We start from the raw sequence: 20540 nt of genomic DNA, 5'->3' as shown, positions 1-20540 counted from the left end.
CGCGCGACGGTCTACCGCTTAAAAATTACTTGCCAGCCAGGCCCGGGCCCGGGCAATCCAGCTGTCGCTGGAACCACTGGCGCGAGCGGGGCCTGCCCCGCCCTCGTCCATGTGGTCCACGCCGTACTGCAACAGGCCCACGCTGGTGGCGTAGATCGGGTTGCGCACGATGTCGTTCAGTCCCTGCACGGTCTGCGGGTAACCCACCCGCACCGGCATGTGGAATATCTCTTCCGCCAGCTCCACCACCCCTTCCATTTTCGAGGTGCCGCCGGTGAGCACGATGCCCGCGGGCACCATGTCCTCGAAACCGGAGCGGCGCAGCTCCGCCTGGACCAGGGTGAACAGCTCGTCGTAGCGCGGCTCCACCACCTCCGCCAGCGACTGCCGGGACAGGTCCCGCGGCGGCCGGTCGCCAACGCTGGGCACCTTGATGGTTTCATCGGGCCCCGCCAGCTGGGTCAGGGCGCAGGCATACTTGATCTTGATTTCCTCGGCGTGCTGGGTCGGGGTGCGCAGGGCCATGGCGATATCGTTGGTCACCTGGTCGCCGGCAATGGGAATCACCCCGGTATGGCGGATGGAACCCTCGGTGAAAATGGCGATATCGGTGGTGCCGCCGCCGATGTCCACCAGGCAGACCCCGAGCTCGCGCTCATCCTCGGTGAGGATGGAGTAGCTGGAGGCGAGCTGCTCCAGGATGATTTCCTCCACCTCCAGGCCGCAGCGCCGGATGCACTTTTCGACATTCTGGGCGGCGTTGACCGCGCAGGTCACCAGGTGCACCTTGGCCTCCAGCCGCACCCCGGACATACCCAGCGGCTCCTTGATGCCCTCCTGGTTATCGATCACGTACTCCTGGGGCAGGATGTGCAGCACCTTCTGGTCGGCGGGAATGGCCACCGCCTGGGCGGCGTCGATCACCCGTTCCAGGTCGGCGCTGAACACTTCCTTGTCCTTGATCGCGACAATGCCGTGGGAGTTGAGGCTGCGGATATGGCTGCCGGCAATACCGACGTACACCGAGTGGATCTGGCAGCCCGCCATCAGCTCCGCTTCCTCCACCGCCCGCTGGATGGACTGCACGGTGGACTCGATATTGACCACCACGCCCTTTTTCATCCCCTTGGAGGGATTGGAGCCGATCCCCACAATCTCGATTTCCCCGTCCATGCCGATCTCGCCGACAATGGCCACCACCTTGGAGGTGCCAATGTCGAGACCGACGATCATTCTCTTGTCCTGCGCGCTGCCCATGGCAGTGTCTCCCCTACGCCTTATCATTCTCGCCCGTTGCGTCTGTGTCTGCGGCGGTCGGCCGCAGGGCCACCGCCAGCCCGCGCTCGTAGCGCAGGTCTATGCTTTCAATGTTTTCCATCTGCGCCGCCAGCTCCGCCCGGTACACGGTCTTGAAGCGGTTCATCCGCTCCAGGAAGTCGACCCCGCCGATTTTCAGTAACTGGCCGCCGCTGAGGGTCGCTGTCATCTGGGCCCGGTCGTCCACGGCCAGGGCCGAAAGGCTCAGGCCCATGGGCTTGAGCAGGTCCACCAGCCGCTGGTAATTGCGCATCAGCGCCGGCGCCTGCCCCTCCGGGCCGGACAGCACCGGCAGTGTTTGCCAGGCCTTGCGCTGGCTGGGGCGGAACACCTCGCCCTCGTGATTGAGGAAGCCCTGTTCGCCCCAGCGGGCGATGGGCAGCTGTTCCACTACATGGATTTCCAGCGCGTTGGGCCATACCCGGCGCACGCTGGCCTGGCGAATCCAGGGCAGGCCCTCCAGCTGCTGCTGCACCCGGCCCAGGTCGGCACCGAGGAAGCCACCGGCCAGGGCCGGGTAGACCATGTCCTGTACCGCCGCGGTCCGGGTATGCTCCAGTTCGCCGGTCACCGTAATCCGTTCCACCGGGATACTCTGCAGGGTGATGTAGGCCTGCAGGGCGGCAATTGACACCACGCCCACGCCGAGCAGGATCAGTATCCGGTTCAGCCAGCGGAAGTTGCGCGGCTGCTTTTCAGCCGCCGCCGCGGCCACCTTGCGGGTCGCCCCCTTGGCGGCGCCATGACGCTGGCGCCTGCTGGCTGCCGGCGCCTCATGGCCGGGCGCCGCTGGCTTGCGCTTGCGTTTCGCCGGCGCCGGCCGCTCGCTGTGGCGCAGGCGCAGCTGCGGCAGTTTGATCGCCACGCCCATCAGCCCTGTGCCTCCCAGGCCAGTTGCAGAATCCGCTCCACCAGCGCCGGCACGTCCATGCCTGCCTCGCGCGCGGCCATGGGCACCAGGCTGTGGGAAGTCATCCCCGGTATGGTGTTGACCTCCAGTACATAGAAGCGGCCATCGCTGTCGCGCATGGTGTCCACCCGCCCCCAGCCCTCACAGCCCAGTGAACGGAAGGCCGCCAGGGCCAGCTCGCCGACCTCGCGCTCCGCCGCCGCATCGAGGCCGCTGGGGCAGTGGTAGCTGGTGTCATCGGATAGGTACTTGGCCTCGTAGTCGTAAAATTCGTTGTCGGTTTCCATGCGGATGGACGGCAGGGCCTGGTCACCGAGTATGGCCACGGTGTACTCGGGGCCATCGATAAATTTTTCCGCCAGCACCCCGCCGCTGTAGCCCAGGGCGTTGTGGTAGGCCTGGCGCAGCTCATCGGCATCCCGGGCGGGGGCCATTCCCAGCGAGGAGCCCTCACAGGCCGGCTTGACGAACACTTTGCCCAGGCGGTCTATGACCGCCTGCCAGTCGGTGTCGGCGGCCAGCAGCTCGAAGCCACCGGTGGCAATGCCTATGCCCTGCCACAACTGCTTGCTGCGCCGCTTGTCCATGGCCAGCGCCGATCCCAGCACACCCGAGCCGGTGTAGGGAATGCCCAGGGCCGCGAGCGCGCCCTGCATGGTGCCGTCCTCGCCGCCGGGGCCGTGCAGGGCATTGAAGACAAAACCGACCCCCTCGAGCCGGGCCATCCAGTCGGCCTCGGCGGGGTCCACGTCACGCACGCTGTAACCCAGGGACTGCAGCGCATCCGAGACCGTCCTGCCACTTTGCAGGGAGACCTCGCGCTCCGCCGAGGTGCCGCCGAGCAGCACGGCAATGGTCAACTGCTTGAGTTCAGCTCTGCTCATGCCTTACCTCCGGCCTGCTCTGCGGCCTGCGCCAGCTCCCGCGCCAGCGCGGCAATATTGCCCGCGCCCTGGGTAATCACCACGTCGCCGTCCTGGACCACCGAGTCCAGTATCTGCCGCACGTCCTCGACACGCTCGGCGAAAATCGGCTCCAGCTGGCCGCGCTGGCGAATACTGCGGGTCAGGCTGCGGCTGTCCGCCCCGGGTATGGGTTCTTCACCGGCGGCGTACACATCCAGCAATACCAGCACATCACAGCGGGACAACACGGCGACAAAATCCTCGTACAGATCGCGGGTTCGCGAATAACGGTGTGGCTGGTAGACCATGACCACCCGCCGCTCCGGCCAGGCCTGGCGCGCCGAGTCCAGGGTGGCCGCCACCTCTGTCGGGTGGTGGCCATAGTCGTCGACCAGCAGTGCGGTACCGGCGGGCACAGCCAGCTCACCCATGCAGGTAAAGCGCCTGCCAACCCCGGCAAAACCGGCGAGCCCGGCCTGGATAGCGGCATCTTCCAGGCCCTCATCGCAGGCCACGGCCACCGCCGCGGTGGCGTTGAGCACGTTGTGCTCGCCGGGCATGTTGAGACTGACAGCCAGGGGCTCCCCGGCCGGGCGCTGCACCACGAATTCGGTGGTCAGGCCGCGGCGCTGCATGTCGCTGATGCGGAAGTCCGCGTCCTCGGCGAAACCGTAGGTAATGACCTGGCGGCTGACGTCCGGCAGCAACTCGCGGATCACCGGGTCGTCCACGCACAGCACCGCCACGCCGTAGAACGGCAGGTTGTGCAGGAACTCGAGAAAGGTCCGGCGGAGGACGGCAAAGTCCCCGCCGTAGGTGTCCATATGGTCGGCCTCGATATTGGTGACCACGGTAACCATCGGCTGCAGGTGCAGGAAGGAGGCATCGCTCTCATCCGCCTCGGCCACCAGGAAGCGGCTGGCGCCCAGCTGGGCATTACTGCCCACGCTGTTGACCAGCCCGCCGATGACAAAGGTCGGATCCAGACCGGCCTCACCAAAAATATTGGCGATCAGGCTGGTGGTGGTGGTTTTGCCGTGGGTGCCCGCCACCGCAATGCCGTGGCGGTAGCGCATCAGTTCCGCCAGCATCTCCGCCCGCGGCACCACCGGAATCCTGGCCTCCCGGGCAGCCGCCACTTCCGGGTTGCTTTCGTCCACCGCGCTGGAGCTGACCACGACATCGGCGGCGCCGACGTTGTCCTCACGGTGGCCGATAAACACTTCCACGCCCTTGTCCCGCAGGCGGGCGGTCACCGCGCTGTCACGCAGGTCGGAGCCGGTCACCTGGTAGCCGAGGTTTACCAGCACCTCGGCAATCCCGCTCATACCGGTGCCGCCCACGCCTATCATGTGAATCCGCCGGACCCGGCGCATCTCCGGTACCGTGTAGACATTCCTGTCAAGCTGCATCGACCAGTGCCTCCACTTCGTCCGCCACCTGGCGCGCCGCCTCCGGCGTTGCCACCCCGCGCGCCGCTTGCGCCATGGTGCGCAGGCGCCCGGGATACTCCATGTAAGCCCGCAGGGCGATCAGCAGGGCGTCTTCGCTCATGTCGCTCTGGCGCAACAGGATCGCGCCGCCGGGGTCCGCCAGCGAGTGGGCGTTGGCGCTCTGGTGATCATCGATGGCATGCGGCAGGGGAATGAGGATGGCCGGCCGGCCCATAATCGCCAGTTCGGACACCGTGAGGGCGCCGGCGCGGCAGATCACCAGGTCTGCCCAGCCATAGGCCGCCGCCATGTCCTCGATAAAGGGCACCACCCTGACAGTGTCAGTCAGCAGGTCACCGTAGAGCTGCGCCACGGCATCGGCATGGCGGTCTCCCGCCTGGTGCCAGACCTCGATCGGCGCCTGCTGGCGCCCGCGCAGCAGGCGCCGGACCACACCGGGGATGACGTCATTAATCGGCTTCGAGCCCAGGCTGCCCCCCAGCACCAGCAGGCGCAGCGGCCGCTCGCCGTCATAGTCATAGGCCAGCAATGCCGCCGATGCGAGCAGGTCGGCGCGCACCGGGTTACCCAGCACCTGGTAGTCCACGTCACCGCGAAAGGCCCCGGGAAAACCGGCAATCACCCGGCGCGCCAGGGGCGCCAGCATCCGGTTGGTGGTCCCGGCCACCGCGTTCTGTTCGTGTATCAACAGCGGCCGGCGCAGCAGCCAGGCGGCGACGCCCGCCGGCCCGGCCACATAGCCGCCCATGCCCACCACGCAGCGGGGCATGGTCCGCAACACCAGCCACAGGGCCTGCAGCGAGGCCAGTGACAGCAGCAGGATGCCCTTGACGCGATCGGCCAGGCCCTTGCCCCGCACGCCGCGCACAGCGAGGTAATGAATCGGGAACCCGGCCGCCGGCACCACCCGCTGCTCCAGACCGCGGCGGGTGCCTACCCACTCCACCTGATAGCCGCGCTGGCGCAGCTCCTCGGCCACCGCCAGTGCCGGGTAAACGTGGCCACCGGTGCCCCCGGCCATGACCAGGATTGTGCCTTTGGACTTAGTTTTCACGCCGCCCTCCCTGACCACCTACCCGCTGGCCCACGCGCAGCACCAGCGCCAGCATCACACAGCTGACAATAAGACTGGTGCCGCCGTAACTGACGAAGGGCAGGGTCAGCCCCTTGGTGGGCAGCAGCCCCGAACTCACCCCCATGTTGACGAAGGCCTGACCGGAAAATACCAGCGCCACGCCGTAGCAGAGATAGGCGCCGAAGGGATAGGCCGCCAGCTGGGCGGCACGGCCGGTCCACAGGATGCGGCCGATCAGCGCCGCATAGAGCAGGATCACCGCCAGGGCGCCGACAAAGCCGGTCTCCTCCGCCCAGATGGAGAACACAAAGTCGGTGTGCGCCTCGGGCAGGTAGAACAGTTTCTGCACGCTGTTGCCCAGGCCGACGCCCAGCCACTCACCGCGGCCAAAGGCGATCAAGGACTGGGTCAGCTGGAAGCCGGTGTTGTAGGGATCGGCCCAGGGATCGGTGTAGGCGGTCAGCCGCTGCACCCGGTAGGGTTCGCTCACCACCAGCACCAGCAGGGCCGCCAGGGCGCCGGCCAGCACCAGCAGGAAATGGCCGAGCTTGACGCCGGCGAGAAACAGCATGCCGAAGGCACTGCCGGCGACGATCACCGTGGCCCCGAAGTCCGGCTCCACCATCAGCAACAGGGTGGCGGCGAACAGTACCGCCATGGGCTTGAGGAATCCCTGCCACTCGTTGCGAACCTCGTGTTCGCGGCGCACCATGTAGCCCGCCAGGTAAATAATCATCGCCAGCTTGGCGAGTTCCGAGGGTTGCAGGGTGAAAGGCCCGATCGGTAACCAGCGCTGGCTGCCGTTCACCTCGCGGCCGATGCCCGGAATGAGCACCAGGATTAACAGGCCCAGGGCGGCGAACAGCCATGCCCAGCCGGTTTCCTCCCAGAAATCCAGCGGAATACGGTAGACCACCAGCGCCGCCACCGCCGCCGCGGCCATGTAGATCAGGTGGCGCAGCGCGTGGAAGCTGGCGCTGTTGTAGTTGATCTCGGCGTACTCGATGGACGCCGAGCTGATGGCGACCAGCCCCACCAGGATCAACGCCAGGCTGATGCCCAGCAGGGTCGGGTCCGGCAGGGTGGCAGTGACCGGCGCAGTGGCGGCACGGCTCATTGCGCACCTCCCAGGGCCAGTACCGCCGCCCGGAAGGCATCGCCCCGGGCCTGGTAACCGCTGAACATGTCGAAGCTGGCACAGGCGGGAGACAACAGCACGGTATCCCCCGCGCGGGCGTCGGCTGCCGCCAGCGACACAGCCTCGGCCATACTTGCTGCCGCAGTCACCGGCACCACGTCCCCCAGCGCCGCTGCCAGCGCCGGGGCGTCCTCGCCCATCACCAGCAGCTGCCGGCAGTGGCGCTGTACCGCCTGCCGCAGCCCGCTGAAATCCGCGCCCTTGCCCTGTCCGCCGGCGATCAGCAGGATGTCCCGCTCACCACCGAGCCCCGCCAGCGCCGCCTCGGTGGCGCCGATATTGGTGCCCTTGGAGTCATTGATGAAGCGCACCCCGGCCACTTCGGCCACCAGTTCGCAGCGGTGGGGCAGGCCACGAAAGGCCCGCAGCGCGGCCAGCATCGCCCCGGTCGGCAGTCCCGCCGCATGACCCAGGGCCAGGGCCGCCAGGGCATTGGCCTGGTTGTGCCGGCCGCTGATGGGCAGCTCATCGACTGCCAGCAGCAGCTCGAAACCGCGGCTGAGGTAGGTCCGTCCCGCCTCCTGGCGCAGACCGAAGCCCTTGAGCTCCGGTTCGCCCATGCGCCAGCGGATGACCGGGATGCGCTCTTCCAGCAGGGGCGTGGTCAGCGGGTCGTCACTGTTGCACACCGCGCTGGCGCAGCCGAAGAAAATACGGTGCTTGGCCTGGTGGTAACGGGGCATGCTGCCGTGACGGTCAAGGTGATCGGCGCTGACGTTGAGCACGGTGGCCACCGCAAGCCCCAGCTTGCCGGCCCGTTCCAGCTGGAAGCTGGACAGCTCGAGCACATACAGCTGGCGCTCATCCGCCAGCAGGTCCAGCGCCGGTGTCCCCAGGTTGCCGCCAACGCCGACGTTGAGCCCGGCCTGCCGCGCCATGGCCCCCACCAGTTCGGTCACGGTGGACTTGGCATTGGAGCCGGTGATGCCGATGACCGGGGCCTGCGCCTCGCGCACGAACAGGTCGATATCGCCAATCACCTGTGCCCCCGCGGCCACCGCATCGGCGACCAGCGGTTCCTCGAGGGCGATGCCGGGGCTGACCACCAGCTCCGCTGCCGATGCCAGCAAATCCTCCGGCCAGGCGCCGGCGTAAACCGCCACCCCGGGCATTTCCCGGCGCAACTCCTCCAGGCCCGGGGGCCGCTCGCGGGTATCCACCACGCTGAAGCTGGCTCCCTGGCGGTACAGGTGGCGCGCGCAGGACAAACCGGTGACGCCAAGGCCGACGACTACCCGGTGCTCACTGCTTGCAATCAAATCCTGTGCCACTGCCTGCATCTCTAGCGTAATTTCAATGTTGCCAGCCCGAACAGGACCAGCATGACTGTGATAATCCAGAACCGCACAATCACCCGCGGTTCCGGCCAACCTTTCAATTCGTAGTGGTGATGTATCGGCGCCATGCGGAAAATCCGCTTGCCGGTCAGCTTGAACGAGGCCACCTGCAGAATCACCGATACGGTCTCCAGCACGAAAATCCCGCCCATGATGAAAAACACGATTTCATGGCGGGTAATCACCGCCACCGTGCCCAGCGCCGCGCCCAGCGCCAGGGCGCCCACGTCGCCCATGAACACCTGGGCCGGGTAGGTGTTGAACCACAAAAAGCCCAGCCCGGCGCCGCCTATGGCGCCACAGAACACCGCCAGCTCGCCGCTGCCGGCGACATAGGGAATCTGCAGGTAGCGGGCAAAATCCACATGCCCGGTCAGGTAGGCGAAAATACCCAGGGCGCCGCCGACCATGACCGTGGGCAGGATCGCCAGGCCGTCCAGGCCGTCGGTCAGGTTGACCGCATTGCTGGAGCCGACAATGACGAAGTAGGTCAGCAGGATGAACAGCGGCCCCATGCTCCAGGAAAAGTCCTTGAGAAAGGGCAGGTAAAGTTCGGTGGTGACCGGCGTATCGAAGGCGAAGTACAGATAACAGGCCGCCGCCAGGCCGGCCACCGATTGCCAGAAGTACTTCCAGCGCGCGGGCAGGCCGCGGGAATCTTTCTCCACCACCTTGCGGTAGTCGTCCACCCAGCCAACGGCACCGAACACCGCGGTGACCAGCAGCACAATCCACACGTAGGGATTAGTGAGGTCCGACCACAGCAGGGTGGAAATGGCGATCCCCACCAGGATCAGGGCCCCGCCCATGGTCGGCGTACCCGCCTTGCTGAGGTGGCTCTGGGGGCCATCGTCGCGCACCGCCTGCCCCACCTGGTGATAGCTCAGCCGGCGAATCATCGCCGGGCCAACCAGCAGGGATATGGCCAGGGCGGTACCGGTGGCCAGGATGCCGCGCAGGGTCAGGTACTGGAACACCGCGAAGGAGCTCTCGAACTGGGTCAGGTACTGGGCCAGTAACAGTAGCATCAGCTCTCCCCGCCCGGCCCCTTCGGGACCAACGCTTGCAATACACGCTCCATTCGGGCTCCCCGGGAACCTTTGATCAGTATCGTATCGCCGGCGCCAAAGGCGTCGGCCGCCGCCAGTGCCGCCTGTTCGCAGTCGGCGAACCAGCGGCCCTTTTCACCGAAAGCACTTACCGCCTCCCGCAACTCGTCGCCCACCCCCCAGAACTGCTCTACGCCGGCCGCCTTGGCATACTCTCCCAGTTCCCGGTGGAGCTCTGCGCTGTCTGCGCCCAGCTCCCGCATCGCCCCCATCAGCAGGGCGCTGCGCCCCTCGCTGGCGACCAGGGTATCGATGGCCGCCCGGGCGGAACCGGGGTTGGCGTTGTAACAGTCGTCGATCACCAGCGCGCCGCTGGGCGCGGGCACAGTGGACAGGCGTCCCGCCACCGGCGCCACCGACGCCAGGCCGGCACTGATTTCCGCGAGCTCCAGGCCGCAGGCCAGGCCGACGGCGATCGCCGCCAGGGCGTTGGCCACGTTGTGCTCTCCCGGCAGCTGCAGCCGGACCTCAATCGGTCCCGCCGGAGTGCGGGCGCTGAACCGGGACCCGGCAGCCCCCTGGGCTGTAAAGCCGGTTGCGGCAATGGCCGCCTCCGGCTGGCCGGCAACGGAGAAGTCCAGCACCGTGGCCGCCCCGGCGCGCTGCCGCCAGTCGCCGGCCCACTGCTGGTCGGCATTGATGATGGCGGTATCTCCGGCTCCCAGGGCATCGAAAATTTCACCCTTGGTCCGGGCCACACCCTCCAGGCTGCCGAGCCCCTCCAGGTGAGCAGGCAGGGCGTTGAGCAGCACCGACACGTTGGGCCGGCCCAGCTCACACAGCCAGGCGATGTCCCCGGGCTTTCCCGCGCCCATTTCCACCACCGCGAACTCGTGCTCCGGCGCCAGCCGCAACAGAGTGAGGGGCACCCCGATCTCATTGTTGAAATTGCCCGCGGTCGCCAGGGTATTGCCCCGGCGGGACAGCACACCGTTGATCAGGTTCTTGGCCGTGGTCTTGCCGCAGGAACCGGTAATCGCCACCAGCGGCCCCTGGTAGAGATCGCGGTTGCAGGCGCCGAGCCGGCCCAGCGCCTGCTGCGTGTCGGCAACCAGCAGCTGCGGCAGCCCGGTATCCGCGGCACGACTGACCAGGGCGGCTGCCGCCCCCGCGGCGCCGACCTCGGCGATGTAATCGTTGCCATCGAAGTGTTCGCCCACCAGGGCCACGAACAGGCCGCCAGCGACAACCTGGCGGCTGTCGGTAAAGACCGTGCTGAAGCTGGCATCAGCAGCCAGCAGCTGGCCTGCCAGGGGCTGCTGCAGTTCAGCCAGGGACATGGCACGCATCATCGGCCACCCCTCCCCGCCAGCGCCGCCAGCGCGTGCTCCTCGTCACTGAAATGCAGGTACTCGCCCTCCACGATCTGGTAGTCCTCATGCCCCTTGCCGGCGATGACGATGCAGTCGCCAGCGGTGGCGCCGGCAATCGCAGCGGCGATCGCTGCCGCCCGGTCCGCCTCCAGGGTGTAGTCGCCGCTGCAGCCGGTCTCGATATCCGCCAGGATGGCGACCGGATCTTCGCCCCGCGGGTTGTCGCTGGTCACCCACACCTTGTCCGCCAGGGTGCAGGCGACCCGCCCCATGACCTGGCGCTTGTCGCGGTCGCGGTCACCGCCACAGCCGAACACGGCAACCAGGCGTCCCGGCACATGCGGCTTCAGTGCCGCCAGCACCTGCTCCAGCGCATCCGGGGTGTGGGCGTAATCGACAATGACCTGCAAACCGGCCTCGTTGGCCAGGGACTGCATCCGGCCCGGTACCGGCCGCAGCCGAAAAACCGCCGCCAGCACCTGCGCCAGTGGTTCACCGGCAAGCACCGCGGCAGCCACCGCCGCCGCCAGGTTGGCCAGGTTGAAGTCGCCCGGGAGGGGGCTGCTGAATTCACCGCTGCCCCAGGGTGTGCGCAGGCGGCCGTTGACCCGGCCAGCGCTGAAGTCCGCCTGCTCGACGAAAATGTCCGCCGCCGGGTTGCTGATCGAATAGCTGTATACGTTCACCCCGGGCTCGACCACCGCCGGGATCCGGGCGCTGAACTCGTCGTCGAGATTGACCAGCGCGTGCTTAAGGCCCTCGGTGGCGAATAGCGCCAGCTTGGCCCGGCCGTAGGCATCCATGCTGCCGTGGTAGTCCAGGTGATCGTGGGAGAGATTGGTAAACACCGCGGTCTCGAACTCGACCCCGTTGACCCGGCCCTGGACCAGCGCGTGGGAAGACACTTCCATGCTGACCGCGAATACACCCTGGTCGCGCCAGCTGGCCAGCTGGCACTGCAGGGATATCGCATCCGGCGTGGTATTGCCGCCCTGGCTGACGTCCTCGTCGAGGCTGGCGCCGAGGGTACCGATCACCCCGCAGGACCGGCCCAGCAAGCGCAGTAACTGGGCCACCAGGCGACTGGTAGTGGTTTTACCATTGGTACCTGTCACCCCCACCATATGCAGGCCGCTGGCGGGATGGCCGTGGAAGCGGGAGGCGATATGGCCCGACTCCTGCTGCAGGTCCGGCACTTCCACCACGGGCACCGGCAGGGCTTCGACAAAACCGGCGACCGGCGGCTCGGCGGCAATGGCGGCCGCACCGCTGGCCACCGCCTGCTCGATGAACTGGCGACCATCGTGAACCTCGCCGGGTATGGCCAGGAACAGGTCGCCGGCGCCCACCCGGCGGCTGTCCAGGGCAATACCGCTGATCGGGGTCTGTGCTCCGGGGCACTCCGGCATATCCAGTAGCTGTGACAGTGGCAGCGCGGGCATCAGGCGGCACCCTCCCGCAGGCGGCCGCTGGCCACCACTGCTTCTTCGGGAAACTCGGAGGGGGTGGCCCCCAGCAATCGCAGGGCGCCCCTGGTCACCGCGGAAAATACCGGCGCCGCCACCGCGCCGCCGCCATAGTCCTCGCCTTTGGGATCGTTGATAACCACCACGGTCACCACCCGCGGATCATCCACCGGTGCCAGCCCGGCAAACAGGGCCACGTGGGAATCCTCGATGTAACCGCCGGGGCCCACCTTGCGCACGGTGCCGGTTTTACCCGCCACGTTGAAGCCCTCCACCCGCGCCTTGCGGGCGGTGCCGTGCTCACCGGTGACCGCGTGCAGCACCCCGAGGACCTGCGAGGCCACGGCCTGGGACACCACCCGGCGCGGTTCCGGCACATCGCCGTCCAGCGCCAGCAGCGACACCGGGCGCTGCAGCCCGCCGGTGGCAAACGCAGTATAGGCCCGTGCCAGCTGCAGCGGCGTGGTGGTGATACCGTAACCGAAGGCCAGGGAGATTCTCTCCGTTGAGTACCAGCGCGGGCGATTGGGCAGCAGGCCGCTGCTCTCGCCCGGGAAACCGGTGCCCAGCGGCGCGCCGATACCAAAGCGCTGGAATACTTCCCAGATGGGCTCATGACCCAGTTCCACCGCCAGTTTGGTCACCCCCACCTGGCTGGACTTTTCGATGGCCCGTGACAGGGTGACCTCACCGTAGTTGCGCGGGTCCTTGTAAGTCTTGGGGCCCACCCGGATCCAGCCCGGCGCCGTATCGATCAGGGTGTCGGTGGTGTAGCGGCCGCTTTCCAGGGCCGCCACCAGGGTCATGGTCTTCATGGTGGAGCCGGGTTCATAGGTGTCGGTGATCGCCCGGTTGCGCATATTGGCCGCTTCCATGTTCCTGCGGCTGTTGGGGTTGTAGACCGGATAGTTGACCATGGCCAGCACCTCTCCGGTGCGGGCGTCCAGGGTCACCACGCTGCCGGATTCCGCCCGGGCCGCGGTGACCGCCCGGCGCAGCTCGCGGTGCTGCAGGTACTGCAGGCGCAGGTCGATACTCAACCGCAGGTCCTTGCCCGGGGCGGCAGGCTGGACCACGCCGATATCGCGCACCATGTTGCCGCGCAGGTCCTTGATGTACCGCTTCTTCCCCGGGCTGCCCTGCAACCACTCATCGTAGGCCAGTTCAATGCCGGCAATTCCTTCATCGTCGACATTGGTAAAGCCCACCAGCTGCGCGGCCACCTCGCCCGCGGGATAGAAACGCCTGTACTCCCGCTCGCCGTAAACCCCGGGAAAGCGCCGGGCAAGTATCTCCCGGGCCTCGTGCGGCACCCGGTGGCGCTGCAGGTACATGAAGCGCTTGCCCTCGTAGCGGGCCAGCCGCTGCTCCAGTTCCGCCAGGGGCATACCCAGGCTCTCCGCCAGTTCCGGCAGGCGCTCGGAACCAGCCAGCCGCTGCGGGTCAGCCCAGATGGACACAACCGGGGTGCTCACCGCCAGCGGTTCACCGCGGCGATCGGTAATCACCCCCCGGTAGGCGGGTATCTCCGCGGTGCGCAGGGAACGCGCCTCGCCCTGGTTCTGCAGGAATGCGTAGCCGCGCTCGGTATCGAGAATCTGCAGCGACAACACCCTGCCCACCAGCAGCGAGAGCATGCTCAACAGCAGCCCGACCACCAGATAAAGCCGCCACAGGGCCGCTTTTTTCTGCGGCTGTTTTCTGCCCACCGTTTTCATCGCGTCACCACCCGGTAGCGGGCGAGGTCAGGCTCCGCCATGCCCAGTTCTTCCCGGGCGACTTTTTCCACCCGGTGATGGGAGGCCCAGGTACTCTCCTCCAGCAGCAGCCGGCCGTAATCTTCCTGCAGGTGCCACTGCCGCGACTCCAGTACCTGCAGGTGGGTGTACAGCTCGCGGCTGCTGTGGGTTGAATGGATGATCGCAAAGGCTGAGGCCAGCACCAGCAACAGGGTGCCGATATTCAGCCACAGCAGCGGCCGGGCGGACGCAGTGCGGCGATCAGCGACCGCTGCGGTCACCATGGTGGTGCCTGCCATGCGCGCGCTCATGCGATTTTCTCCGCCACCCGCATGATCGCACTGCGGGCCCGCACGTTATCCCCGACCTCGGCTGCCGAGGCCTTGACCGCCTTGCCGACCAGCTTCATCCGCCGGTTGAGGGCGGCGTCGGTGACCGGCACCCCGGCGGGCAACTGCTCCCCGCGGGCCATATCGCGCATGTAGCGCTTGACCATGCGGTCTTCGAGGGAATGAAAGCTGATCACCACCAGCCGCCCGCCGACCTTGAGCATGTCCAGCGCCGCGGCCAGCAGCTCGGCCAGGTCGTCGAGCTCGCGATTGACCTTGATCCGGATGGCCTGGAAGGCCCGGGTAGCCGGGTGCTTGTGCTTCTCCCAGCGCGGATTGGCCGCGCTGACAACACGGGCCAGCTGCCCGGTGGTGGTCAGCGGGGCCTCCTCCCGCGCCGCCACGATCGCAGCCGCGATGCGTTTGGCGAAGCGCTCCTCGCCGTACTCTTTCAACACCTCGGCAATATCTTCCACCGGGGCATGGGCCAGCCACTGGGCGGCGGTCTCGCCGCGCGAGGTATCCATGCGCATATCCAGCGGGCCGTCCTGCATGAAACTGAAGCCGCGCCCGGCTGCATCCAGCTGCGGGCTGCTGACCCCCAGGTCCAGCAGAATGCCATCCAGCGCATCGATACCCTCAGCCTCGAGCCGGGCCGGCAGATCGGCGAAGGAGCCGTGGTAAAAACTGAAGCGGGAGTCCTCGGCGCACAGCTGCGCCGCGTAGTCGCAGGCGACCGGGTCCTTGTCTACCCCCAGCAGGCGGCCATCGGCATCCAGCTGCTGCAGCACCAGGCGACTGTGGCCGCCGCGGCCAAAGGTGCCATCGACGTAGGTGCCACTGGGCGCCGTTACCAGAGCTTCGACTGCCTCTCGTAATAATACTGTCTGGTGCATGTTGGTCACCTACAGCTTCAGGGAGAGGAGTTCGTCGGGCAGTATTGCATCGGGACCGGAGTCCTCCAGCGCCTGCTCCTGTTCTGCCAACCAGAGGACCTCTGACCAGATTTCCAGCTTGTTGCCCTGCCCTACCAGGACCAGCTTCTTATCCAGTTGCGCATATTCACGCTGGGATTGGGGCAGCAACAGGCGGCCGTTGCTGTCCAGTTCGATATCGGTGGCGTAGCCCAGCACCAGGCGCTGGAAACGCTTTACCGCCGGGTTGAGCGCGGGAAGACCCTGGATGTCTTTTTCTATCCGCTCCCACTCGGGCAGCGGGTACACTACCAGGCACTTGGACTGGGTATCGATGGTAATGACGATGCAACCGTCACATTGGGACAGCAATGGCTCGCGCTGGCGCGCTGGTATCGCCAGCCGCCCCTTCGCGTCCATATTAATGTGCTGTACTCCACGAAACACGCCAGATTTCCCCACTCACCTGCCCTTCAAACCCACAAAAAGACAGATTTACCCACTTATATCCACTTTTCGACACTATAGGCCCGCCACACTGCCCCCGTCAACCGCGGGCACATCTAAAAAATACTGTAAATTCAGGCCTTTACGGCACTTTTCAAGGCAGCTTCACGATAATCCGCGGGGCAAAAAATCCAACAAAACAGCCCCATAAAGCAGACTCCTCAGGAATCACTTTAAGTTACAGGCTGTTTTTTTATTTTTATTGCCGCTTTTTAGTCCGAAATCGAATAAGACGGAGCAGGCCAGATCGCCAACCACAAAAAAAACCCCGCAACGCGCTGGCGCTGCGGGGCCTGTTCGGTGAGCCGGTCGATAAGCCGGGTTCTGTCGTGGACGACCATTCATCTGCGACAGCCGTCGCCGGCTGCCTGAAGCGACCTACCCGAATCCACCGCGGGCCGCGGTCAATGGATTCCTATTTGGTCTTGCTCCGGGTGGGGTTTACCATCGCCGCGCCTGTTACCAGCCGCGCGGTGCGCTCTTACCGCACCTTTTCACCCTTACCTGCCGAGGCAGGCGGTATCCTTTCTGTTGCACTTTCCGTAGGCTCTCGCCCCCCAGGCGTTACCTGGCACCCTGCCCTGTGGAGCCCGGACTTTCCTCCCTCCACCGCCCGGGGGCAGCGGAGAGCGATCGCCTGACCGGCTCGGCGGCAAGCCTAACAGCAGCGGCGGCCGGCCTCAATCGTCTTTTACCGAGAGCAGGTAGTTGTAAAGCTCCTTTTTCCGCAGACCGCTGTGCTCCGCCACCAGCGCGGCCGCCTTTTTCGCCGGTAACTCCCGGGCCAGCGCGCGCAATAACCGGGCCGTGGGCGCATCCAGCGCTGCCACGGCGCCCGCCTGCCCGGCAACGATCAACACGATCTCGCCCTTCTGTTGATTGCCGTCACCGCTGACGAATTCCACCAGTTCGGCCAGTGGCGCACGGCGCACGGTTTCGAAGGTTTTGGTGATCTCCCGGGCCAGCACCGCCTCGCGACTGGCGCCGAACACCTGCGCCATGGCGGCGAGGCTGGCCGCTATGCGGTGCGGCGCCTCATAAAACACCAGCGTGGCTGTCTCGTCGGCGAGGGCCCTGAGGACGTTCTCCCGGGCCCCGGCCCGGGCCGGCAAAAAACCCACGAAGCGAAAGCTGTCGGTGGGCAGGCCGCACACGCTGAGGGCGGCGATGGCGGCGCTGGGCCCCGGCACCGGTCGCACGGCGTGGCCCCGGTCCTGCATGTCACGCACCAGCCGGTAGCCCGGATCGGAAATCAACGGCGTGCCCGCATCGGATATCAGGGCCACGCTGCCACCGGCAGCCAGCACCTCGCCGATGCGTTGCTGGCTGCGCCCGTCGCTGTGATCGTGATAGGGGACCAGCCGCTTGTCGATGGCGAAATGCTGCAGCAGACGCTGGCTGTGGCGGGTATCTTCGGCGGCGATCAGGTCCACATCCCGCAGCACCGCGATCGCCCGGCTGCTCATATCCCCGAGGTTACCAATTGGCGTGGCCACAATATAGAGCCCTGGCTCCACGTTTTCCCCTTATACTATGCAGTCCGTCCGCGGGACGGGTGACTAACTGGCGAGCAAAACAGCATAGCATGAGCGACAGACAAACCCATTTTTTCAAGCTGGCGGCACTGCTGCTGAGCGCCCTGATACTTCAGGCCTGTGCCTCGGGCCCCACTGACAAGACGGCAGGCAAGCAGGCCATTGCCGAGCCGGAGGAGTTGCGGACACCGGAGACCAGCGACCTGACCCTGCCACCCTCGGTGTACGCCGCCACGTTCTCCGCCGCCGGCGAGGCGCTGGCACAGCTGGACTGGATGAGTGCCGCCAGCGCCCTGGCGGAACTGGACCAGGAGCCACTGAGCGCAGACGACCTCGCCTACCGCGACTACCTGGCGGCCCGCATCGAGCACCTGCGCGGCGACTCCCGGGCGGCCGCGGCACGACTGGCAGCGCTGGACGGGGCGGAGCTCAACCCCGCGATCGCCTACCGCGTACACAACTTCCAGCGCCACCTGCTGGACCTGCGCCGGGACTACCTGGACAGCGCCCGGCTGGGGGTGCGGATCATGGCCATGGCACCAACTGCGGATCAAGCGGCCCTGAAACGCAGTATCTGGCGCGACCTGGCGCGCTGCAGCGCTGATGAGATCGATGCCGCGCGGGAGGGGGCAACGGAGCAGACCTGGCTGGGCTGGCTGGACCTGGCGCGAGTCGCCGGCAAACAGCGCTCCCTGCTGGCGACGGAGCTGGGCCAGTGGCAGGCCAGCTACCCCGGGCATCCCGCCGGCGACCCTCTCCCCGGCGGGCTGGCCTACTCGGTTAACCCGGCCCCCTCACCGGCCCAGGTAACCCTGGTACTGCCGCTGAGCGGACGGCTGGCACCGGCGGGGAAGGCCATACGCGATGGTTACCTGGCCAGCTACTTTGCGGCCAGGAGCGTCGGCGAGGCGCCGGAGAAGGTAAAGGTTCTCGATTCCGATCTTTACGGCAGCGCCAGCGAGGCCTACAACGCGGCGGTCCAACAGGGGGCGCAACTGGTTATCGGCCCCTTGCGCAAAAACGCCGTGGCGGAACTGGCCGCGCAGGGCCAGCGGACCGTACCCACTATCGCCCTGAACCGGATCGATACGGCGACATCCTATGATGGCGCGGCGCTGGTGCAGCTGGCCCTGGCGCCGGAAGACGAGGCGCGGCAGCTGGCCAGACTGGCATTTGGCAACGGCGCCCGTCGCGCCCTGATCCTCAGGCCCGCCGGCAGCTGGGGTGACAAAATGGAAACCAGCCTGGCCCAGCAATGGCGCCAGCTGGGCGGCAGTATTGCCCGCAGCATCACCTACACCGGCCAGGATGACTACTCGGCCGGGGTCAAGAGCGGCCTCGGCATTGAAGCCAGTGAGCAGCGCAGGCGCCAGGTCAGGGATATGCTGGCCACCAATGTCGAGTTCACCCCGCGCCGCCGGGCGGACCTGGACGCAATTTTCATGCTCAGCCGCAACCCCGACGAGGCCCGTGCGATCAAGCCACTGCTCGCTTTCCACTACGCCGGGGCGCTGCCCGTCTACGCCACTTCCAGCGTCTACGGCGCCCACTACGATGCCCGCAACAGGGATCTGGACAACACCATTATCGTCGACCTGCCCTGGTTGCTGGCTGCCAGGCAGCCACTGCGCCAGGCGCTGAGCGAGGCCAACAGCGATCACTACACACGGCTCAACGCACTGGGCGCGGACGCCTACCTGCTGCAGTCGCGACTGGGCCAGCTGCGGGCCGGGCCGGATGCCCTGATCGCCGGCGAGACCGGCTTGCTCAGCATGAACCCGCAGCGGCAGATGGAAAGAGAGCTGCCCGCGGCCATTTTTGATGGCGACCGGCTGCGGCCCCTGTAGGTAAAATCTGCTCTCGCTGTGAGACCGGGAGCAAGCCATGGCTGGAGCCGGCGCCTACTACGAGGCCCAGGCGGCCCGCTTCCTGCAGGACCGGGGGCTGAGGATCCTGCAGTCCAATTACCACTGCCGCTGTGGTGAGATTGACCTCATCGCCAGGCACGGGCAGTACCTGGTATTCGTCGAGGTCAGGTCCCGGGGCAATCCCAGGTTCACCAGCGCGGCGGCCTCGGTGGACCGGCGCAAGCAGCGCAAGCTGCTGCGCACGGCCCAGTTCTTCCTGCAACAGCACCCGCAACTGGCGCAGCTGCCCTGCCGATTTGACGTCATTGCCTTTGAACCGCGACAATCCCGTGCCAGCCCTGACTGGATAGCGGGGGCATTTACCAACTAGGGCCTGTTCACACTGACTTATGGATCACTACCAGATAATCGCCGGGCGCTTTCAACAGACCATGGAAGCTGTCGCCATGTCGGTGGACCAGCTGGCGGAGCCCATTGCCCGCGGCAGTGAGATGATGACCCAGGTCCTGCTCAATGACGGCAAGATCTTCTGCTGCGGGCTGGGCCTTGACGCCGCCCTGGCGCAACTCTTCTGCAGCCTGCTGCTGGAGAATCCCGCGCGGGAGCGCCCCGCCCTGCCCGCGTTCAATCTGGGGCCGGGAGCTGCGCTGCAAGAAGATGCGGCAGGCCACGCCCTGGCCCGCCAGGTGCGGGCGCTGGCCGCCGACAGCGACCTGCTGCTGGTGATCGACAGCGGGCCGGAGCGCTCGGCCTGCGCCGGGGCGCTGCATGCGGCGCGGGAAAAGGGCATGCCGGTAGTCGCCATGGGCAACGCCTTAAACGGCAGCCTGGCGGCGGCACTCAATGCCGGCGATGTGCACATTGCGGTGGAGGCCCGGCAGCGCGGCCAGTGTGTGGAGTTACACACCATGGTCGCCCTGGGCCTCTGCCAGTTGATAGAAACCAGCCTTTTCGGCGATTACCACCAGGAATAGCAATACATGATGCGACCACTGTTTCTCACACTTTTCAGCCTGGGACTGCTGACCCTGGGCGGCTGCGGCAGCCTGCTGGCGACCATGGAGGTGGACTCCATCGAGGAGGACGAGGGCCAACGCACCCTCGGCAGCTGGATTGAGGACGAAAACATTGAAACCAAGGCGATGGTCAACGTGCGCGCCGCCAACGACGCCTTTGACAATGCCCACCTGGTAATAGTGAGCTACAACGGTTACGTGCTGATTGCCGGACAGGTCCCGACCCAGGCCATGAAGGACCAGGCAACCCAGGTGGTCAGGAAAGTACGCGGCGTGCGCCGCATCTACAACGAGCTGGAAATTGCCGCCCCCAGTTCGGCCATGACCCGCACCTCCGACACCTGGATTACCAGCAAGGTAAAGGCCTTCATGCTTGCCAGTTCCGACATCCAGGGTCAGCGGGTCAAGGTGGTTACGGAAAACGGGGTCGTCTACCTGATGGGGCTGGCGACCCGTGCAGAGGCCGAACGCATCGCCACCGAGGCCGCCAGCACCTCCGGGGTGCAGCGGGTGGTAAAACTGTTCGAACTGCTGGACTGAGGGCGCGC

At 66.5% G+C, this 20540-nt stretch carries 19 protein-coding genes and 1 other RNA gene; 4 read left to right on the top strand and 16 right to left on the bottom strand.

Going from position 1 to position 20540, the window contains the following annotated elements; all coding sequences use genetic code 11:
• Nucleotides 1-18 precede the first annotated feature (18 nt).
• The 16 genes from ftsA to rsmI form a co-directional block, all read right to left on the bottom strand.
• Nucleotides 19-1257 carry a cell division protein FtsA gene (gene ftsA, locus DWB85_RS00840; protein ID WP_117952262.1) on the bottom strand — a complete coding sequence of 413 codons (1239 nt, stop codon included), beginning with the start codon at nucleotides 1255-1257 and terminating at the stop codon, nucleotides 19-21.
• A 13-nt stretch (nucleotides 1258-1270) separates the two neighbouring features.
• On the bottom strand, nucleotides 1271-2182 hold the full coding sequence (locus tag DWB85_RS00835; protein ID WP_162845956.1) for a cell division protein FtsQ/DivIB: 912 nt from the start codon (nucleotides 2180-2182) through the stop codon (nucleotides 1271-1273).
• 5 nt (nucleotides 2183-2187) lie between these two features.
• On the bottom strand, nucleotides 2188-3111 hold the full coding sequence (locus DWB85_RS00830; protein ID WP_117952258.1) for a D-alanine--D-alanine ligase: 924 nt from the start codon (nucleotides 3109-3111) through the stop codon (nucleotides 2188-2190).
• Complete coding sequence (murC, locus tag DWB85_RS00825; protein ID WP_117952256.1) at nucleotides 3108-4544, bottom strand: UDP-N-acetylmuramate--L-alanine ligase; 1437 nt, start codon at nucleotides 4542-4544, stop codon at nucleotides 3108-3110. Before murC ends, DWB85_RS00830 begins: the two co-directional genes overlap by 4 nt.
• Complete coding sequence (gene murG / locus DWB85_RS00820) at nucleotides 4534-5640, bottom strand: undecaprenyldiphospho-muramoylpentapeptide beta-N-acetylglucosaminyltransferase (RefSeq protein WP_239017181.1); 1107 nt, start codon at nucleotides 5638-5640, stop codon at nucleotides 4534-4536. Before murG ends, murC begins: the two co-directional genes overlap by 11 nt.
• Entirely contained in the window at nucleotides 5630-6778 is a 1149-nt protein-coding gene (gene ftsW, locus DWB85_RS00815; protein ID WP_162845955.1) for a putative lipid II flippase FtsW, read from the bottom strand. The genes murG and ftsW overlap by 11 nt, the downstream gene beginning before the upstream one ends.
• Complete coding sequence (gene murD / locus DWB85_RS00810; RefSeq protein WP_338055613.1) at nucleotides 6775-8118, bottom strand: UDP-N-acetylmuramoyl-L-alanine--D-glutamate ligase; 1344 nt, start codon at nucleotides 8116-8118, stop codon at nucleotides 6775-6777. Before murD ends, ftsW begins: the two co-directional genes overlap by 4 nt.
• A gap of 23 nt (nucleotides 8119-8141) precedes the next feature.
• Nucleotides 8142-9224 carry a phospho-N-acetylmuramoyl-pentapeptide-transferase gene (gene mraY / locus DWB85_RS00805; RefSeq protein ID WP_117952251.1) on the bottom strand — a complete coding sequence of 361 codons (1083 nt, stop codon included), beginning with the start codon at nucleotides 9222-9224 and terminating at the stop codon, nucleotides 8142-8144.
• Nucleotides 9224-10597, bottom strand: coding sequence for a UDP-N-acetylmuramoyl-tripeptide--D-alanyl-D-alanine ligase (locus DWB85_RS00800; protein ID WP_205422633.1), 1374 nt, complete (start codon nucleotides 10595-10597; stop codon nucleotides 9224-9226). Before DWB85_RS00800 ends, mraY begins: the two co-directional genes overlap by 1 nt.
• On the bottom strand, nucleotides 10594-12060 hold the full coding sequence (locus DWB85_RS00795) for a UDP-N-acetylmuramoyl-L-alanyl-D-glutamate--2,6-diaminopimelate ligase (protein ID WP_117952249.1): 1467 nt from the start codon (nucleotides 12058-12060) through the stop codon (nucleotides 10594-10596). The genes DWB85_RS00800 and DWB85_RS00795 overlap by 4 nt, the downstream gene beginning before the upstream one ends.
• Entirely contained in the window at nucleotides 12060-13802 is a 1743-nt protein-coding gene (locus DWB85_RS00790) for a peptidoglycan D,D-transpeptidase FtsI family protein (protein WP_117952247.1), read from the bottom strand. The genes DWB85_RS00795 and DWB85_RS00790 overlap by 1 nt, the downstream gene beginning before the upstream one ends.
• Nucleotides 13799-14134 (bottom strand): cell division protein FtsL, encoded by a 336-nt coding sequence (gene ftsL, locus DWB85_RS00785; protein WP_117952245.1) that lies wholly within the window; start codon nucleotides 14132-14134, stop codon nucleotides 13799-13801. Before ftsL ends, DWB85_RS00790 begins: the two co-directional genes overlap by 4 nt.
• Nucleotides 14131-15048: a 16S rRNA (cytosine(1402)-N(4))-methyltransferase RsmH gene (rsmH, locus tag DWB85_RS00780; RefSeq protein WP_205422632.1), complete on the bottom strand. Its 918-nt coding sequence runs from the start codon at nucleotides 15046-15048 to the stop codon at nucleotides 14131-14133. The genes ftsL and rsmH overlap by 4 nt, the downstream gene beginning before the upstream one ends.
• Before the next feature lie 9 nt (nucleotides 15049-15057).
• A complete protein-coding gene (mraZ, locus tag DWB85_RS00775) occupies nucleotides 15058-15513 on the bottom strand; it encodes a division/cell wall cluster transcriptional repressor MraZ (RefSeq protein WP_117952241.1) in 456 nt (151 codons plus the stop codon).
• A gap of 357 nt (nucleotides 15514-15870) precedes the next feature.
• Nucleotides 15871-16222: RNase P RNA component class A (rnpB, locus tag DWB85_RS00770), an RNA gene on the bottom strand.
• A 31-nt stretch (nucleotides 16223-16253) separates the two neighbouring features.
• A complete protein-coding gene (gene rsmI, locus DWB85_RS00765; protein ID WP_275399553.1) occupies nucleotides 16254-17069 on the bottom strand; it encodes a 16S rRNA (cytidine(1402)-2'-O)-methyltransferase in 816 nt (271 codons plus the stop codon).
• 89 nt (nucleotides 17070-17158) lie between these two features.
• On the opposite strand from rsmI, the gene DWB85_RS00760 reads away from it, so the two are divergent.
• The 4 genes from DWB85_RS00760 (at nucleotide 17159) to DWB85_RS00745 (ending at nucleotide 20532) form a co-directional block, all read left to right on the top strand.
• Nucleotides 17159-18955 (top strand): penicillin-binding protein activator, encoded by a 1797-nt coding sequence (locus DWB85_RS00760; protein ID WP_117952237.1) that lies wholly within the window; start codon nucleotides 17159-17161, stop codon nucleotides 18953-18955.
• A 37-nt stretch (nucleotides 18956-18992) separates the two neighbouring features.
• Entirely contained in the window at nucleotides 18993-19346 is a 354-nt protein-coding gene (locus tag DWB85_RS00755; protein ID WP_117952234.1) for a YraN family protein, read from the top strand.
• A 61-nt stretch (nucleotides 19347-19407) separates the two neighbouring features.
• Nucleotides 19408-19950 carry an SIS domain-containing protein gene (locus DWB85_RS00750; RefSeq protein ID WP_162845954.1) on the top strand — a complete coding sequence of 181 codons (543 nt, stop codon included), beginning with the start codon at nucleotides 19408-19410 and terminating at the stop codon, nucleotides 19948-19950.
• 6 nt (nucleotides 19951-19956) lie between these two features.
• A complete protein-coding gene (locus DWB85_RS00745; RefSeq protein ID WP_117952230.1) occupies nucleotides 19957-20532 on the top strand; it encodes a BON domain-containing protein in 576 nt (191 codons plus the stop codon).
• Nucleotides 20533-20540 lie beyond the last annotated feature (8 nt).

Origin of the sequence: Seongchinamella sediminis (assembly GCF_003457605.1) — a bacterium.
Lineage (GTDB): Bacteria > Pseudomonadota > Gammaproteobacteria > Pseudomonadales > Halieaceae > Halioglobus > Halioglobus sediminis.
The sequence above is the reverse complement of the archived record's forward strand: the minus strand, read 5'-3'. Positions and strand labels throughout refer to the sequence as shown.